General features: G+C 61.6%; 15 protein-coding genes. 5 read left to right on the top strand and 10 right to left on the bottom strand.

Annotated elements, in window-relative coordinates:
• Positions 1–45: 45 nt before the first annotated feature.
• From BKX96_RS25505 to BKX96_RS25490, 4 genes are all read right to left on the bottom strand, one after another.
• Positions 46–330: a YceK/YidQ family lipoprotein gene (locus BKX96_RS25505; RefSeq protein ID WP_077185801.1), complete on the bottom strand. Its 285-nt coding sequence runs from the start codon at positions 328–330 to the stop codon at positions 46–48.
• On the bottom strand, positions 323–955 hold the full coding sequence (ubiX, locus tag BKX96_RS25500) for a flavin prenyltransferase UbiX (protein ID WP_046815858.1): 633 nt from the start codon (positions 953–955) through the stop codon (positions 323–325). The genes BKX96_RS25505 and ubiX overlap by 8 nt, the downstream gene beginning before the upstream one ends.
• Positions 952–2,301 (bottom strand): UDP-N-acetylmuramate:L-alanyl-gamma-D-glutamyl-meso-diaminopimelate ligase, encoded by a 1,350-nt coding sequence (mpl, locus tag BKX96_RS25495; protein WP_077185800.1) that lies wholly within the window; start codon positions 2,299–2,301, stop codon positions 952–954. The genes ubiX and mpl overlap by 4 nt, the downstream gene beginning before the upstream one ends.
• A 186-nt stretch (positions 2,302–2,487) precedes the next feature.
• The gene (locus BKX96_RS25490) at positions 2,488–4,401 is read right to left on the bottom strand and encodes a sigma-54-dependent Fis family transcriptional regulator (protein ID WP_077185799.1); all 1,914 of its coding nucleotides are present in this window, start codon (positions 4,399–4,401) and stop codon (positions 2,488–2,490) included.
• Between the two features lie 300 nt (positions 4,402–4,701).
• Here BKX96_RS25490 and exaC point away from each other — a divergent pair, with 300 nt between their 5' ends.
• A complete protein-coding gene (exaC, locus tag BKX96_RS25485) occupies positions 4,702–6,222 on the top strand; it encodes an acetaldehyde dehydrogenase ExaC (protein WP_077185798.1) in 1,521 nt (506 codons plus the stop codon).
• A gap of 162 nt (positions 6,223–6,384) precedes the next feature.
• Positions 6,385–6,966, top strand: a complete 582-nt coding sequence (locus BKX96_RS25480) for a hypothetical protein (RefSeq protein ID WP_077185797.1) — start codon at positions 6,385–6,387, stop codon at positions 6,964–6,966.
• Between the two features lie 121 nt (positions 6,967–7,087).
• On the opposite strand, the gene BKX96_RS25475 is transcribed toward BKX96_RS25480, so the two are convergent.
• Positions 7,088–7,642: a YdeI/OmpD-associated family protein gene (locus BKX96_RS25475; RefSeq protein ID WP_077185796.1), complete on the bottom strand. Its 555-nt coding sequence runs from the start codon at positions 7,640–7,642 to the stop codon at positions 7,088–7,090.
• 379 nt (positions 7,643–8,021) lie between these two features.
• Here BKX96_RS25475 and BKX96_RS25470 point away from each other — a divergent pair, with 379 nt between their 5' ends.
• Entirely contained in the window at positions 8,022–8,312 is a 291-nt protein-coding gene (locus tag BKX96_RS25470; protein ID WP_046817305.1) for a hypothetical protein, read from the top strand.
• An 85-nt stretch (positions 8,313–8,397) separates the two neighbouring features.
• Here the strand turns inward: BKX96_RS25470 and BKX96_RS25465 are convergent, their stop codons facing one another.
• Positions 8,398–8,763 carry a KGG domain-containing protein gene (locus BKX96_RS25465; protein WP_046817304.1) on the bottom strand — a complete coding sequence of 122 codons (366 nt, stop codon included), beginning with the start codon at positions 8,761–8,763 and terminating at the stop codon, positions 8,398–8,400.
• Between the two features lie 253 nt (positions 8,764–9,016).
• Here BKX96_RS25465 and BKX96_RS25460 point away from each other — a divergent pair, with 253 nt between their 5' ends.
• Complete coding sequence (locus BKX96_RS25460) at positions 9,017–9,574, top strand: ATP-dependent Clp protease proteolytic subunit (RefSeq protein WP_046817303.1); 558 nt, start codon at positions 9,017–9,019, stop codon at positions 9,572–9,574.
• 97 nt (positions 9,575–9,671) lie between these two features.
• Positions 9,672–10,112 carry a short chain dehydrogenase gene (locus tag BKX96_RS25455; RefSeq protein ID WP_077185795.1) on the top strand — a complete coding sequence of 147 codons (441 nt, stop codon included), beginning with the start codon at positions 9,672–9,674 and terminating at the stop codon, positions 10,110–10,112.
• Here the strand turns inward: BKX96_RS25455 and BKX96_RS25450 are convergent.
• From BKX96_RS25450 to BKX96_RS25435, 4 genes are all read right to left on the bottom strand, one after another.
• Positions 10,102–11,418 (bottom strand): MFS transporter, encoded by a 1,317-nt coding sequence (locus BKX96_RS25450; protein ID WP_046817301.1) that lies wholly within the window; start codon positions 11,416–11,418, stop codon positions 10,102–10,104. The two genes, BKX96_RS25455 and BKX96_RS25450, sit on opposite strands and share 11 nt — an antisense overlap.
• 138 nt (positions 11,419–11,556) lie before the next feature.
• Positions 11,557–12,612 (bottom strand): Ldh family oxidoreductase, encoded by a 1,056-nt coding sequence (locus BKX96_RS25445; RefSeq protein WP_077185794.1) that lies wholly within the window; start codon positions 12,610–12,612, stop codon positions 11,557–11,559.
• A 16-nt stretch (positions 12,613–12,628) separates the two neighbouring features.
• The gene (locus tag BKX96_RS25440) at positions 12,629–14,209 is read right to left on the bottom strand and encodes an aldehyde dehydrogenase (NADP(+)) (protein WP_077185793.1); all 1,581 of its coding nucleotides are present in this window, start codon (positions 14,207–14,209) and stop codon (positions 12,629–12,631) included.
• Between the two features lie 34 nt (positions 14,210–14,243).
• Positions 14,244–15,791 carry a UxaA family hydrolase gene (locus tag BKX96_RS25435; RefSeq protein ID WP_077185792.1) on the bottom strand — a complete coding sequence of 516 codons (1,548 nt, stop codon included), beginning with the start codon at positions 15,789–15,791 and terminating at the stop codon, positions 14,244–14,246.
• Positions 15,792–15,894: the final 103 nt, after the last annotated feature.

Below are 15,894 nucleotides of genomic sequence, written 5' to 3'. Positions count from 1 at the left end.
CACAGATTCAATGTGGGAGCGAGCCTGCTCGGGCGAAGTGCTCTCCTACAATCCGCCGGTCGCCTGGAAGCTCACGCCGATCACCGTCAGCAACGACAACGGCAACAACAGCGTGTCGAGCAACGCACTGGCCGGCAAATCAACACCCGGATAACTCGGTGCCTCGGCGCCGAAACGATCCATCGCGCAACAACCGCCATTGAGCGCGTACAAATCCAGCCGCGTCCCGGAGTACACCACTGGCGCCCCCGGTTTGGCCGCATCCAGCGTACGTACTGTGGCACACCCACCCAGCTGTAGCGCCAGCACTACCACCAACCACTTATTCATCGCTGGTCAGATGGTATTCGCCCCAACGCGGCAGCATGTCCTGGGGAATGTTCAGCAAATTGAGGATCCGCGCTACGACGAAATCGATCAGATCGTCGATGGTTTGTGGCTGATGATAGAAACCTGGCGATGCCGGCAAAATCGTCACACCCATGTTCGACAACTTGAGCATGTGCTCCAGGTGAATGCTCGAGTATGGCGCTTCACGAGGCACCAGAATCATCTGCCGGCGCTCCTTGAGCGTGACATCGGCGGCACGTTCGATCAGGTTGTTGCAAGCGCCCGTCGCGATGGCGGACAGGGTCCCGGTGGAGCACGGCACCACCACCATCGCCGCTGGTGCGCCGGAGCCCGAGGCCACCGGCGACATCCAGTCTTCCTTGCCGTAGACCCGAATCTGCCCGGCGGCAGCTCCGGTATATTCGGTGAGGAAGGCTTGCATCATCTGTGGCTTGGCCGGCAGCGTGACGTCGGTTTCGGTGGCCATCACCAGTTGCGCCGCCTTGGAAATCAGGAAGTGCACTTCGCGCTCTTCGCGCACCAGGCAATCGAGCAGGCGCAAGCCGTACTGGGCACCAGAAGCGCCAGTCATCGCCAGCGTGATGCGGTCCGGGCCGTTACTCATTTGAGCGCCTCGGCCAGCTTGCCGTGCAGGCCGCCGAAGCCGCCGTTGCTCATGATCACCACATGGGTGCCCGGCTGGGCCTGACTCTTGACCCGTTCGATGATGCCTTCCAGCGAGTCGCTGACAATCGACGGTACTGTGCACAGCGCCGCGGTGCCTGCCAGATCCCAGCCGAGATTGGCCGGTGCATACCAGATCACCTGATCAGCATCGTTGACGCTCTCCGGCAAGCCGTCACGGTGCGCGCCAAGCTTCATGGAGTTGGAGCGCGGTTCGATGATCGCAATCAACGGCGCATCGCCAATGCGCTTGCGCAGGCCGTCGAGTGTGGTGGCGATGGCTGTCGGGTGGTGGGCGAAGTCATCGTAGATGGTGATGCCACGCACCTCTGCGACTTTTTCCATCCGTCGCTTCACGCTCTTGAAGGCGCTCAATGCAGCGATGCCCATGGCCGGCACCACGCCAACATGGCGCGCCGCGGCCAAGGTGGCCAATGCGTTGGCCACGTTATGCTGGCCGGTCATGTCCCAATCGACCACGCCTTGAGCGACGCCTTCGAACATCACTTCGAACTTCGAGCCATCTTCGCTGAGCAGCTTGACCTGCCACTGCCCGCTAGCACCTGTGGTTTGTACCGGGGTCCAGCAGCCCATCTCGATGACGCGCAGCAGGGCGGGTTCGGTGGTCGGATGAATCACCAGGCCCTCGCTCGGGATGGTCCGCACCAGATGGTGGAACTGTCGCTCGATCGCCGGCAGATCCGGGAAGATATCAGCGTGATCGAACTCCAGGTTGTTCAGGATCGCCGTGCGCGGGCGGTAATGAACGAACTTGGAGCGCTTGTCGAAGAACGCACTGTCGTACTCATCGGCTTCGATTACGAAAAATGGCGTATCGCCCAGGCGCGCCGAGACCGAGAAGTTCTGCGGCACACCGCCGATCAGGAAGCCCGGGCTCATGCCCGCGTGCTCCAGCACCCAGGCAAGCATGCTGCTGGTGGTGGTCTTGCCATGCGTACCGGCGACCGCCAATACCCAGCGGCCTTGCAGCACGTGGTCGGCCAGCCATTGCGGGCCGGAGACATACGGCAGGCCTTTGTTCAGCACGTATTCGACCGCCGGGTTGCCGCGCGACATGGCGTTGCCGATGACCACCAGATCGGGGGCCGGGTCCAGTTGCGCCGGGTCGTAGCCTTGGGTCAACTCAATGCCCTGCGCCTCGAGCTGAGTGCTCATCGGCGGGTAGACGTTGGCATCGGAGCCGGTCACGTGATGGCCGAGCTCTTTGGCCAAAACCGCCATCGAACCCATGAAAGTGCCGCAGATACCCAGAATATGAATGTGCATAGTCGACCTCGTAAAACATGGCCGCAGGTTAGCGTAGGGGGGAAAAAATCGCACCTTTGTTTCGTCCCCTAGGATGTCATCACCAGCAGGCTAGCTCCCACAGTAGATCTGCGGCAGTTTCAAAATTGCGAATTCAGCCCATAACCCTGCGGGAGCGAGCCTGCTCGCGATTGGGCGCGACACGACCTATCGGGCTATGCCGTGTTTACGCAGCTTTCGATACAGGGTATTGCGACTGACCCCCAACTGTTCAGCCGTATTCGTCATATGCCAGCGTGTGTGCTCCAGCGCATTCAACAGCGCCAGTTTCTCGGCATCTTCCAGGGGATGCTCGCAAGGCGCTTCAATGGTCGGCATAACCACCGGCCGCGCCTGGCGGATCATCGCTGGCAGATCCTCCAGGCCGATCCGTCCGCCGTCACACAACGCCGCCAACGTACGCAATACATTGCGCATTTGCCGCACGTTGCCTGGCCAGGCGAATCCCAACAACGCCTCGCGCGCCGCCCCGTCGATCCGCACGGATTCCCCGCGCGCCTCTTCGGCCAGCAAAAAGTCGAGCAACTGCGATTTGTCACTGCGCTCGCGCAACGCCGGCAACGCGACTTCCAGCCCATTGAGCCGGTAATACAGGTCCTCGCGGAAACTGCCGTCCTGCACCCGCTCCAGTAGATTGCGGTGCGTGGCACTGATGATCCGCACGTTGACCGATTCCGGCTCGCCACCGATTGGCACCACTTGCCGATCTTCCAGCACACGCAGCAAACGGGTCTGCAAGGCCAGGGGCATGTCGCCAATTTCGTCGAGGAACAAGGTCCCGCCATCGGCCTGCTGCAGCTTGCCGCGCATGCCCTCCTTGCGCGCGCCAGTGAAGCTGCCGCCGCGGTAACCAAACAGCTCGCTCTCGATCAGGCTTTCGGGGATCGCCGCGCAGTTGAGGGCGACGAAGGCTTTTTCCGCGCGCTGGCTGGCCTGGTGCACAGCCTTGGCGAAAGCTTCCTTGCCCGAACCGGTTTCGCCGTTGATCAGCAATGGCACGTCCCGCTCGTATACGCGCAGGGCCTTGCGGAAATCCGCCTGCAACGTGGGATCGCCCAGGCAGATGCCCGCCAAGCGCGGGCGTTCTTCAACCGCGGGAGCCGGCACCAGCGGCACTGGAACTGTACGGGATTGCCCGCGCAACACCGCGAACAACTTGCGTCCGTCACGGCTACGCAGTGGCCAGCTGGCACTGGCGTTGACGCTCGCGCGGCCGAGCAATTCGTCCAGTGAGCAGTCGAAAAACGCTTCCACCGGCTTGCCCAGCAAGCCGCCACGGATATGCCCCAACAGGTTCAGCGCACTTTGATTGACTGCACAGATCCGCCCTTCACCGTCGAACGCCAGCAGCCCTTCGCTGAACAAACCGACGGACTCGGCCTGCAAATGAAAACGCAGCAGCCATTGATTTTCGAAACAACGCAGGAAATAGCAGCTCTCGATCATCTTCGCCGAAAGATTGACCAAGGCCATGGTATGGAACTGACTCTGGCGCGACACCTCGTGCCGGGCAGATGACACATCAAGCACCGCCAACAACTCGCCGTGCGGATCGAATACCGGGCTAGCCGAGCAGGTCAGGCCCGTGTGTCGCCCACGGAAATGTTCGTCCTGGTGAATGGTCAGCGATTGGCGCTCCACCAGGCAGGTGCCGATACCATTGGTGCCTTCGCAGGCCTCGCTCCAGTCGGCTCCCAGCCAGAGGCCGGCACGCTCGAAAATCTTGCGTTCGGCCGGTGCCGTCACGCAATTGAGGATCACCCCGCGCGCATCGGTCAACAGCACGGCGTGGCCGGCACCGGAGAGCTGTTGATGAAGACTGGTCATTTCATTGCCGGCGATGTGCAGCACCTGTTGCAAGCGCTCGCGGCTTTCCAGGACGCGGCCATGCTCCAAAACCGTCGGCGCCATGTTCAGGGCCGGGTCGAGGTGATAGTCCTCAAGGCAGCGCAGCCAGGAACGAGCGATGGACGGGTCGCTGCCAGGCCCCTGCAGGTGCGCCTTACCCTGGGCTACGGTCAACACCTGCTGGGCATGGCGACTCAAATGGTTGTCGTGCATTTCTTATTATTCTCCCGGGGCTCGGCGACCCGTGCATGCGGTGATGCCGAGCATCCTCCAGCCCGGCCTGCTTTGCAATGCTGGCAAGACCGGCCAGTCACAGCCTGTGCCAGAAACGGTACAAAGTGTCACGGACGCTGTACCGAAAGCGTCACAAGCACTCCCCGCCCGTCCGACAAAAACCACGCAAGGCCTTGATTTACCTGAGCTGCAAGGCGGTGGCCCGGCCCTTGCTCTACGCTTAAAGCAAGCGCACATGCGCGTCTTCCTTATAAGCACAAGAACCAAGGAGAAACCATCATGCGTTACGCTCACCCCGGTACTGAAGGCGCAATCGTTTCGTTCAAGAGCAAATACGGAAATTACATCGGCGGCGAGTTCGTCGCGCCTGTCAAAGGTCAGTACTTCACCAATACCTCGCCAGTGAATGGCCAACCCATTGCCGAATTCCCACGCTCCACGGCCGAAGACATCGATAAGGCCCTGGATGCTGCCCACGCGGCGGCCGATGCCTGGGGCGCAACGTCCGCCCAGGCACGCTCGCTGGTGCTGCTGAAAATTGCCGACCGCATCGAACAGAATCTGGAATTGCTGGCGATCACCGAATCCTGGGACAACGGCAAGGCCGTGCGTGAAACCCTCAACGCCGACATCCCGCTGGCCGCCGACCATTTCCGCTACTTCGCCGGCTGCATCCGCGCCCAGGAAGGCAGTGCTGCTGAAATCGACGGCAACACCGTGGCCTATCACATCCATGAACCGCTGGGCGTGGTCGGGCAGATCATCCCGTGGAACTTCCCGATCCTGATGGCCGCGTGGAAACTCGCCCCGGCCCTGGCCGCCGGCAACTGCGTGGTGCTCAAGCCGGCCGAGCAAACCCCGCTGGGCATCACCGTACTGGTCGAGCTGATCGGCGACCTGCTGCCACCGGGCGTACTGAACATCGTCCAGGGTTACGGCAAAGAAGCCGGCGAAGCCCTGGCCACCAGCAAACGCATCGCCAAGATCGCCTTCACCGGCTCGACCCCGGTCGGCTCGCACATCATGAAATGCGCGGCGGAAAACATCATTCCGTCCACCGTGGAGCTGGGTGGCAAGTCGCCGAACATCTTCTTCGAGGACATCATGAAGGCCGAACCGTCCTTCATCGAAAAAGCCGCCGAAGGCCTGGTGCTGGCGTTCTTCAACCAGGGCGAAGTCTGCACCTGCCCTTCCCGCGCCCTGGTGCAGGAATCGATCTACGACGAGTTCATGGCCGTCGTGATGAAGAAAGTCCTGCAGATCAAACGTGGCGACCCGCTGGACACCGACACCATGGTCGGCGCCCAGGCGTCCGAACAGCAATTCGACAAGATCCTTTCGTACCTGGAAATCGCCAAGGGCGAAGGCGCCGAGCTGCTGACCGGCGGCAAGGTGGAAAAACTCGAGGGCAACCTGGCGAGCGGGTATTACATCCAGCCGACCCTGCTCAAGGGCACCAACAAGATGCGCGTGTTCCAGGAAGAAATCTTCGGCCCGGTGGTGAGCATCACCACCTTCAAGGACGAAGCCGAAGCCCTGGCCATCGCCAATGACACCGAGTTCGGCCTSGGCGCCGGCCTCTGGACCCGCGACATCAACCGCGCCTACCGCATGGGTCGCGCGATCAAGGCCGGGCGTGTCTGGACCAACTGCTACCACCTCTACCCGGCACACGCCGCRTTCGGTGGCTACAAGAAGTCCGGCGTCGGCCGTGAAACCCACAAGATGATGCTCGAYCACTATCAGCAGACCAAAAACCTGCTGGTGAGCTACGACATCAATCCGCTGGGCTTCTTCTAACCTGGCGCGACACCGCGTAACGGCTTTCGCTGGCAAGCCAGCTCCTACAGATCGTGCAATACCTGTCGGGGCTTGCCGCCAGCGAGGGCGTCTTCCGGGGCTGGATGCCCAATTTTCCAAGCTATGCTGATAAAACCTGTTTCTGCACTTGAGACCCGTAGCATGGCAACACCAGGCAAGCCTTCCTCGCTCACCTTCAAGGTCATGGCGTACCCGGCTGGAATTCTCCTCGTCACCTGGGCGGTCATGAAGCTGCTCGACAGCCAATTTGACCTGACGTTGTTGGCAGATACCAAGGTCTGGCTGTCAGGTTTTGCGGATTGGCTTGGGCTGCAAACGCCCATGCCAAACTGGTCGCTGCTGATGATTATCGCGATTCTGATCGGCACGCTGTCTGTGGCGATCTACTACGCCCGCATCACTGACGGCGCTTACGTTGAGCTTCACGAGATCGAGCGAAAAATTTACAAAAAGAACAACCCCCAGTTTCCACAACTGACCGATGACCAGACGCTGCTGATGGAAGCCTTGGCCTATCATGCGAACTTCAGGAAAATTGCCAACCTGAACTCGGTTTGCAAACTTGTCTCACTCAGCACGGCAGAAGTTGAAACCGGCCTGAAGCAACTCCAGGTCAAGGGACTGGTGCGGCAAAAAGTGACACGGGGCACGTTTGGCACCACCATTTATGAACTGACCCTGGCAGGCAAGGATTATGCGCTGGAGCGGCTTGCGCTCACGTAGTCCAGACGTACGCGGGGCTTGCCCCTCGGCCGAATTCGTATCACGCAGAGGCCGGCCATTCCCAATGCACGAAGCGAACGATCTGGACGCATTGTCAGGCGCATTCAACCTGCTGTGCCATTTAAAAATCTTCCGCCTCGGGCGCACGGAAGGCCTTGCTGTAGTAGCCGGACGGGTCGAAACAGCAAACGTGCTTTTTGCCGGATGCGAGCATATCGCAGGCATCGCCAATTCGTTTGGCGCGTGTCTTGAGTTGCTTGGCTGAAGTAATCCAGTGGATCCAGTCGACTCGTGCGAGGGTCGTTGCAGTGTTCCAGACTTTATGCGCCTCGGGGGTGGCAGCCAGTGCTTCCTGCAAGTCTGCCGGGATGTCAGGCTCGGGCTCCTTCTTCACCGGGGCCAGTTCCAGTGTGACGATGTCCCCAGGGGCCGCGCCCGCGGCTTCGAGTAACGCTCTGCTTACCCGCAGCCAATGACTCAGCTGACCATCCGGCTCAAGGGTTGCCTGGAAAGGGTGCCCGTCGATTGTGCCTTCAACGGTCGTCCTGCCTCGCCTCGGAAGCCGTTCACTCGCCTCTCTTGGCAGTACGACGTACACCCATGACCTATCATCACCCGGCTTTGCCGGACGGATAAGCTTCGCTTCGAATCGGGATTTCACATCGATTGTGGTCATTACACTCCTCCATCTGATACGCCTGACTCGGCATTCCTACAGCCGTTGACGGTTTCGCTGCTGTTTAACCTTGTACATCTCGCGCCAGGTCCGAGGGTCCGGAGGGGTATCGGAGAAAAGTGAAAGAAACCTGATCCATCTGGACGAGCCAATAGCTAAGGGGGGCTTCAAGTATCGACTAATCGGTGGATGACTGAACAGTGCAGGGTTTCACCCAGCTGAATCAGACTGCTGCGTCTCACGCCCGATGGTCGTTGCCTTTCGCCTGTCTCCGGCCTGTGGCTAAGCTTAATGAATCGGGGTGCATTGAAACCTGGGTGATTGCGACCAACTGCGGATCCGGGCAGGCGTCACCAGGGTGCGCCTGCAGGAGACGACCATGTACGCGGTGATAAGAACCTATCTGGGTAGCGGCGCAAAGCAGCTTTTCGAACGTTTGGAAGAACGCAGGACCGACGTTGAAGCGGCCCTGCGACAAGTGCCTGGCCTGGTCAGCTACACGCTGCTCAATACCGGTGATGGCGGTACGGCGGTGACTGTCTGCACGGACAAGGCCGGCAGCGATGCGAGCTTGAAAGTGGCGCGGGAGTGGATTCAGAACAATGCATCGGACATCCGCGCGCAGCCGCCGATCGTGACGGAAGGTCCGGTCATTGTGCAAATCACGTGATCACCCTGACGGTTACCCGGGCACGTGGTTCGTCCAGCATAACGAATCAAGCCCCGAGGAGTCGGGGCTTGATGGTCAGACGGTATCAGGACTTGCGTCCCCCGCCTCCGCTCATATCATCATCCTTGCGTCCCATTCCAGTGGACTTGTCGCGGTCATCGGCAGTGTTGCCGCCGCGTCCGCTGCCTTGCCCGCCGGTGGACGATTGGTCAGCCCTGTTGGACTGTTGCCCGCCTGAAGCCTGGCCACCTTTTTGGCCTGGTTTGTTCATGTTTTCCTTGTCGTCGGCCCATTCGCCTCCGCGGTTGGTTCCCTGCCCGCCTCCGGCCATGCGATCGCTGTCACGCGATGCTTGTCCGCCAGAAGCCTGACCGCCTTTTTTGCCGGCATCAGCCGCCTTGTCCCGATCAGTGGAAAGATTGCCGGGATTTTTATTTCCTGTATTGGCCATTTCTATTCACCTCTGCATCGTTGGTACGAGCGTGGGCTCGTATACGTCGGAGGACGGGTAAAACAGAAAGTTTGAAAGGAATTACAGCGCTCGCGACGAGTGGATCCGGCTGTTTGGTTCCATTAAAAACCCGCGCAGACGATGGACGGCCAGGGCCTGATGCTGGGGCGTTTTGCGAAGGTATCCAGACCAATCCCTCGATGTTAACTAGACTTGATGTGTCCTCCATGCCTCATACCCAGGTGGTCAATCGATGACTGAACACATCGTGCATTTTCACTGCCAGATCGATCAGGGCACCACCGAGCGCTTCCGCGACTGTTGTCTGGAAGCCATCGACCAGGGCGCCACCTCGTTGCTGCTCAACCTGTCCACGAGCGGGGGTAGCACCAACTTTGGCTTCACCCTCTATACCTTCCTCAAGTCTTTGCCGGTACCGCTCTGCGCGATCAACGCGGGCAACATCGAGTCCATGGGCATCATCATGTTCCTGGCGGCCGGCCGGCGTATCACCTCGCCCCACTCACGCTTCCTGATTCACCCGATGAACTGGTACTTCAGCCAGAAATCGGTGGACCACCAGCGCCTGCGTGAATACCTGTCGAGCCTGGACAACGACCTGGCGCGCTACGTGCAGATCTTCACCCTCGAAACGGCCGACGCCGAGACCAAGCTGGATATATTCCATTGCCTTTCGGCGGAAGAAAAAGTCATCGCGGCCCACGAATCCCTGGCCTATGGCATTGCCCATGAAATGAAGCAGATGATGTTTGCCGATGACGTCAAACACTGGAAAGTCAGCGGTGGATGAACAAGGCGCACTGCGGTTTCGGCTTTCTGTCATCCCGATGGAACATTGACAACAGCCCAGCCTCTATCGCAACACCAGCGAACCCGAGGATGGCATGATGATCGACTCATTGACCGGTATGAAGCCAGGCGAGCGCTACACCGTCGAGAGCCTTGAACGCACACGACATTTCCCCGGCTTCTTTCTCGACGGCAAGTATTACCTGGGACCCGAACTGATGACCGCTGTCGGGTGGCTGGAAGGTCAGCAATTTTTTTATGACGAACTTGATCCCACGGGCGAACCGGTATTCCCGGATCGGCTCGCTGGGCGCATCGAAGACCTGACGCTGGTTCTGGCTGATGGCGCTCGCCTGAAACTCAACAAGGTCCGATTCAACGCCCCGCTGGATTCACCTTCGCCAGCGGGTGGCCGGCGCGACAACGAGCGCAGACCTTCCCTGCTGGCTGCGGTATGCGCCTCGTTGTTGCTGGGTGGATGCCTGTATGCGCTCAGCCGTCGTGGACGGCGTGAGCGCTTGCGGCCGCCTACTCGGTGACCGCTGCAAGGTGGTCCGCCGCGGGCTCTGCACTGCCGATCGGCGCATTGAGCAGCAGGAAGTACGCCAGGGCCGAACACAGCGCCACCACCGCACTGATCATGAACGCTGTGTTGAACGATCCCGAGTACTGGATGCTGAAGCCGGTGACGATCGGCGCGACGGAGCCGGCGATGTAGCCGCCGAAGTTCTGGATCGAACCGAACGAGGCCACCCGGCGGCTGTCGACGATCGTGTTGACGATCATCCAGGCCGTGGCGCTGGCCATGTTGATGCTGAACAGCGCCAGGCACAGCAGGATGATGCAACCGGTCAGGCCCGTGACAATCGACAGCGGCAAGGTGAACAGCGCCGCCAGTACCAGCCCCGTGATCACGCCGAACTTGCGGCTGGCCAGGATGCTCATGCCACGGCGCACCAGCATGTCACAGAAGCGCCCGGCAACGATGGTGCCGACCGCGCCAAAACCATAGGCCAGCGACACCAGCCACGCGGTCTTGTACAGGTTCATGCCATGCTCGCGCTCGAAGTAACCGGGCAACCAGGTCAGGTGCAGCCACAGCATGTAGATCACGCCCATGAAGCCCAGGACCGCACCCCAGGTACTGCGGTGTTTGAACAGGTCGAGCCAGCCGGCGAAGTAGGAGACCTTCGGTGCCTGCGCATCGACTGCCTGCACGCGGGTCTGTTTCTCGGTGGGTAACGGCTTGCCTTCAGCCGCCAGCTCGGCCAGGTATTGCGCCTTGCTCTTGTAGAAGGCCAACCAGCACACGCCCAGGACGATTCCGATCGCCCCGGTAATGATGAACATGCCGCGCCAGCCGAAGTTGACCATGAACAGCGTCAGCAACGGTGGCGCCAGGCATGGGCCAAGGCAGGTCGACGACCAGACGATGCCCGTCGGGGTCCCGCGCTCATTGGCATCGAACCATTCGGACAGGGCCTTGGCCGCCGAGGGAAACATCGGTGCTTCGCCAATTCCCAGCAACACGCGCAGGCCCATGAAGCCGGCAAAGCTGTTGACCATGCCAAAAGTCGACTGCGCCACCGACCAGGCCAGCAGCGAGGCGCCCAGGGCGATCTTGCTGCCCAACCGATCGATGATCAGGCCCATTGGCAACTGCGCAAACGCGTAGGCGATGGAGAACGCCGACAACAGGATGCCCATTTGCGAGGGGCTGATCATCATGTCCTTCTGGATCGAGGTGTTGGCGATAGACAGCGCACTACGGTCCAGGTAGTTGACCATGCCGATCAATAGCAGGAAGACAACGGTGATGCGTTGATACTTCTTCAGTGGGTTCATCTGATGGCCTTTATTATTGTTATTGAAGCGATGTAGAAGCGAGCTTGCTCGCGAAACACTTGAGCACGACGCGTTTATTCAGAATGCACGCGTCATCGTTAACAACCTTCGCGAGCAAGCTCGCTCCTACAGAGGGAATCAGGTAAGCGCCGGCAGTTGCAACTGCGCGGCCGTCTGGTTGAGCTCGTCCACCACCTTCTGCGACAGGCTCAGGCCTTCGTCCAAGGCCTGCTCACGCAGCTTCAGGCCCGCCTGGCCCGGCAGGCGCACCGGGCGCTCGGGGTCGACCGCTCGACTGCCCAAAATCAACTTGCTGAGGAACGAGGTTTCGTCAGTGAACGCATCAAGCCCGCCGAAGAAGCGTGGGTCGATCACCACGGTCGTGGCCGAGGCGCCCCACTGCTCCGGGCCGTCCTTGCGCCCGTGACCGGCGAGGCCCGAGGTCAGGGCCTCGACCAGGATCGCCAGGGCAAAACCCTTGTGCCCGAAGGCCTGTCCACCCAAGGGGAGGATGCTGCCCGGCGGGGTGCTGAAAAAATCGGCCGGGGCGTCGCTCACCCGGCCTTCGTTGCTCATCAGCACCGGGTGCGGCAGTGGGCTGCCGGCGTCGCGACACTGGCCGACCAGCGCCAGGGTCACGGTTGACATGCTCACATCCAGCAGGATCGGCGCGCCCCGGGTCGGGATACCGGCGGCAATCGGGTTCGGCGTGTAGATCGGGTCGATCCCGCCGTGGGCGCACACCAGCCCGACCGACGGGTCCGAGGAATACACCATGGCGACGAGGCCACGGTCGGTGTAGGGCTTGAGGTAAGCAGCCAGGCAACCGATGTGCGCGGCACGGCGCACCACGGCGATACCGATGCCCTGCTCCGTGGCGCCCTTGGCCGCGCTGTCCAGCGCACGGCTGACACAGTAGGGACCGAGCACGTAGTGACCGTCGAACAGGCTGGAAATACCGCTGTCGGACACCCGTTCGAGGTTCTCGGCCCTGGCCTTGACTTGCCCGCTGAGCATGCCGCCGATATAGCGGCTGACCAGGTTGAGGCCGTGAGTGCGATGGCCCAGCAATTCCCCTTCGAGCAGCACCCGGGTCACCACCTGGGCGACCTCGGCATCGGCTCCGGCTTTTTCGAACAGTTGCTCGACGAACGCGGTCAGCGTTGGCGCGGCGTAGCGTTTAGCTTCAGTCATAGATGCTGCTCCCTGATCAATTCAACGCCGCTGTGGTGTGCTTGCCATCGACCAGGCGTTGCAGGCCCAGCGGGTTGGCGTTTTTCAAGGCATCGGGGAGCAATGCATCGGGTACGTTCTGGTAACACACCGGGCGCAGGAATCGATCGATCGCCAGGGTGCCGACCGACGTGCCGCGGGCATCGGAGGTGGCCGGGTAAGGCCCGCCGTGGACCATGGCGTCGCACACCTCGACACCGGTCGGGTAACCGTTGAGCAGCACCCGGCCGACCTTCATTTCCAGCGCGCCGAACAATTCACCGAAGGCAGCGAGATCATCGTCGTCGGCCAGCAGCGTGGCGGTGAGCTGGCCGCGCAAGGCAGCGACAGCGCGCATCAATTCAGCCTTGTCCGCGGCCTGGACGACCACCGTGCAAGGGCCGAACACCTCCTCCTGGAGCAATTCATCCTGATCCAGCAGCAAGCTGATATCGGCCTCGAACAGTTGCGGCTGCGCCTGGTTGCCCGCTTGCGACAGGCCGCTCAAATGTTTGATCCCAGGGTGCGACCGCAACGCCTGCAGGCCTTTGCCGTAACTGTTCAGGGTGCCTGGATTGAGCATGGTCTGCGGGGCCTGTTCGGCCATGTGCCCGGTCAGTTGCTCGATGAAGCTGCTGAACGCCGGTGAGCGAATACCCAGCACCAGCCCGGGGTTGGTGCAGAACTGGCCACAGCCCTGCACCACCGAGGCGGTCAGCTCCCGGGCCATTGCCGCGCTGCGGTTGGCCAGGGCCTGGGGCAGCACCAGCACCGGATTGATGCTCGACATCTCGGCGAACACCGGGATCGGTTGCGGCCTGGCGGCCGCCATGTCACACAGGGCGCGGCCACCCTTGAGCGAGCCGGTAAAGCCCACTGCCTGGATACCCGGATGCTTGACCAGCGCCTCGCCGACGCCGGCACCGAAGATCATGTTGAACACGCCGGCCGGCATGCCCGTGCGCTCGGCCGCCCGAATCAGCGCCTCGGCGACCCGCTCGGCGGTGGCCATGTGCCCGCTGTGGGCCTTGAACACCACCGGGCAACCAGCGGCCAGGGCGGCGGCGGTATCGCCTCCCGCCGTGGAGAACGCCAGGGGGAAGTTGCTGGCGCCGAATACCGCCACCGGGCCGACGCCGATGCGGTACTGGCGCAGGTCCGGACGCGGCAAAGGGTTGCGTGCCGGCAGCGCCTGGTCGATGCGTGCGCCATAAAAATCACCACGACGCAGCACTTGGGCAAACAAGCGCATCTGGCCACTGGTACGCCCGCGCTCACCCTGGATCCGCGCGCTCGGCAGCGCCGTCTCCTGACAGGTCAGGGCGATGAAATCCTCGCCCAGCGCGTCGAGTTCATCGGCAATGGCCTCAAGGAATTCGGCGCGGCGTACTGCCGGCAGCGTGCGAAACGAGGCAAAAGCTGCGCTCGCGGCCGCCACCGCGGTATCGACTTCCGCCAGGGTGGCCTGATGGAAAGCGCCAGGCAGACGTTCGCCAGTGTCGGCGTCGATGCTGTAGACCAGGGTGTCGCCCAGGGCACTGCGCTGGCCGGCAATGAAGTTGTATCCGGAAAATTGCATGGTGTTCGCCTTGTGAAAGTTGCGGGGCTGTCAGTCAGGTCACGGCGCCGATCTGCCAGGGCACGAATTCGTTTTGCCCATAGCCGTGTTGTTCGCTCTTGCTGCGTTCGCCGGAAGCGATTCGCAGCATCTGCGCGAAGATGTAGGCGCCGCGTTCTTCAATGCTGGTGGAACCGTCGGCGATGCCGCCGCAGTTCACGTCCATGTCTTCTTCCTGGTGCTCGAATACGCGGTTGTTGGTCGCCAGCTTGATCGAAGGCGCTGGTGCGCAGCCGTAGGCCGAGCCACGGCCAGTGGTGAAGGCGATCAGGTTGGCGCCACCGGCGACCTGTCCGGTGGCCGAGACCGGGTCGTAGCCTGGGGTGTCCATGAACACCAGGCCCTTGGCCCGGACCGCTTCGGCGTACTGGTAGACATCCACCAGGTTGCTGGAGCCGGCCTTGGCCACCGCGCCCAGGGATTTCTCGAGGATGGTGGTCAGCCCCCCGGCCTTGTTGCCGGCCGAAGGGTTGTTGTTCAGTTCGGCGTTCATGCGGCGGCAGTAGTCTTCCCACCAATGGATGCGCGCGATGAGCTTTTCCCCTACTTCGCGGCTTACGGCGCGGCGCGTCAGCAAATGTTCGGCGCCATAGATCTCCGGGGTCTCGGAAAGAATCGCGGTGCCACCGGCCGCCACCAGGCGATCCACCGCATTGCCCAGCGCCGGGTTGGCGGTGATGCCCGAGTAACCATCCGAGCCACCGCACTGCAAGCCGACGATCAGGTGGCGCGCACTGACCGGCTCGCGTTGCACCTGGTTCGCCTTGGCCAGCAAGGCCTTGACCTGCTCAATGCCACTGGCGATGGTTTTCGAGGTGCCGCCGATGCCCTGGATGGTAAACGCGCGCAATTGGTCGCTGGCCGTGAGCCCCTGGGTCTCGAGCAGGCTTTCGATCTGGTTGGTTTCACAGCCCAGGCCGATGATCAGCACCGCGGCAAAGTTGGGGTGAACGGCGTAGCCTCCGAGCGTGCGGCGCAACAGGCCCAGGGCTTCGCCGCTGGGGTCCACGGCGCAACCGGCGCCGTGGGTCAGCGCCACGACACCGTCGATGTTCGGGAAGGCGGCCAACGCCTCGGGATGGATGTCCCGACGAAAGTAATCGGCCACGGCCCGGGCCACGGTCGCCGAACAGTTCACCGACGTGAGAATGCCGACATAGTTGCGCGTCGCCACGCGGCCGTCGGCACGCACGATGCCCTGGAAGACGGCTTCGGTGACTGGCGATTCGTGGGTATCCACGCCAAAGGCGTAGTCCCGGGCAAAGTCGACCATCTCCACGTTGTGCACATGCACATGGTCACCCGCTTCGATGGGCTGTGACGCAAAGCCGATGATCTGCCCGTAACGACGCAGGGGCTGACCTTGCTCCACGCGCTGGGTAGCGACTTTATGCCCGGAGGGAATCGGCTGGCGCACGATGACTGCTTCGGCTTCCAGGCTCAAGCCTTCTGGCAGGACCTGGCGTGCAATCACTACGTTGTCCAAGGGGTTGAGGCGAATCACGGCAGGGTCGCCGGTCCGTGTACTGGCTATCAGTTGCATGGGACCTCTCAGGCTATAGCGGCCGACTTTTTGTTATGGCGTCACCCGTTGTGTGCAGGGTGAATCTGCGCCAACTGTAAGGAGCCAACCCAAGGATTCCCAA

The sequence above is a fragment of the Pseudomonas putida genome, from assembly GCF_001976065.1.
In the GTDB taxonomy this organism is placed as follows: domain Bacteria; phylum Pseudomonadota; class Gammaproteobacteria; order Pseudomonadales; family Pseudomonadaceae; genus Aquipseudomonas; species Aquipseudomonas serbica.
Note: the sequence above shows the minus strand (reverse complement) of the source record. Positions and strands in the feature narration are given on the sequence as shown.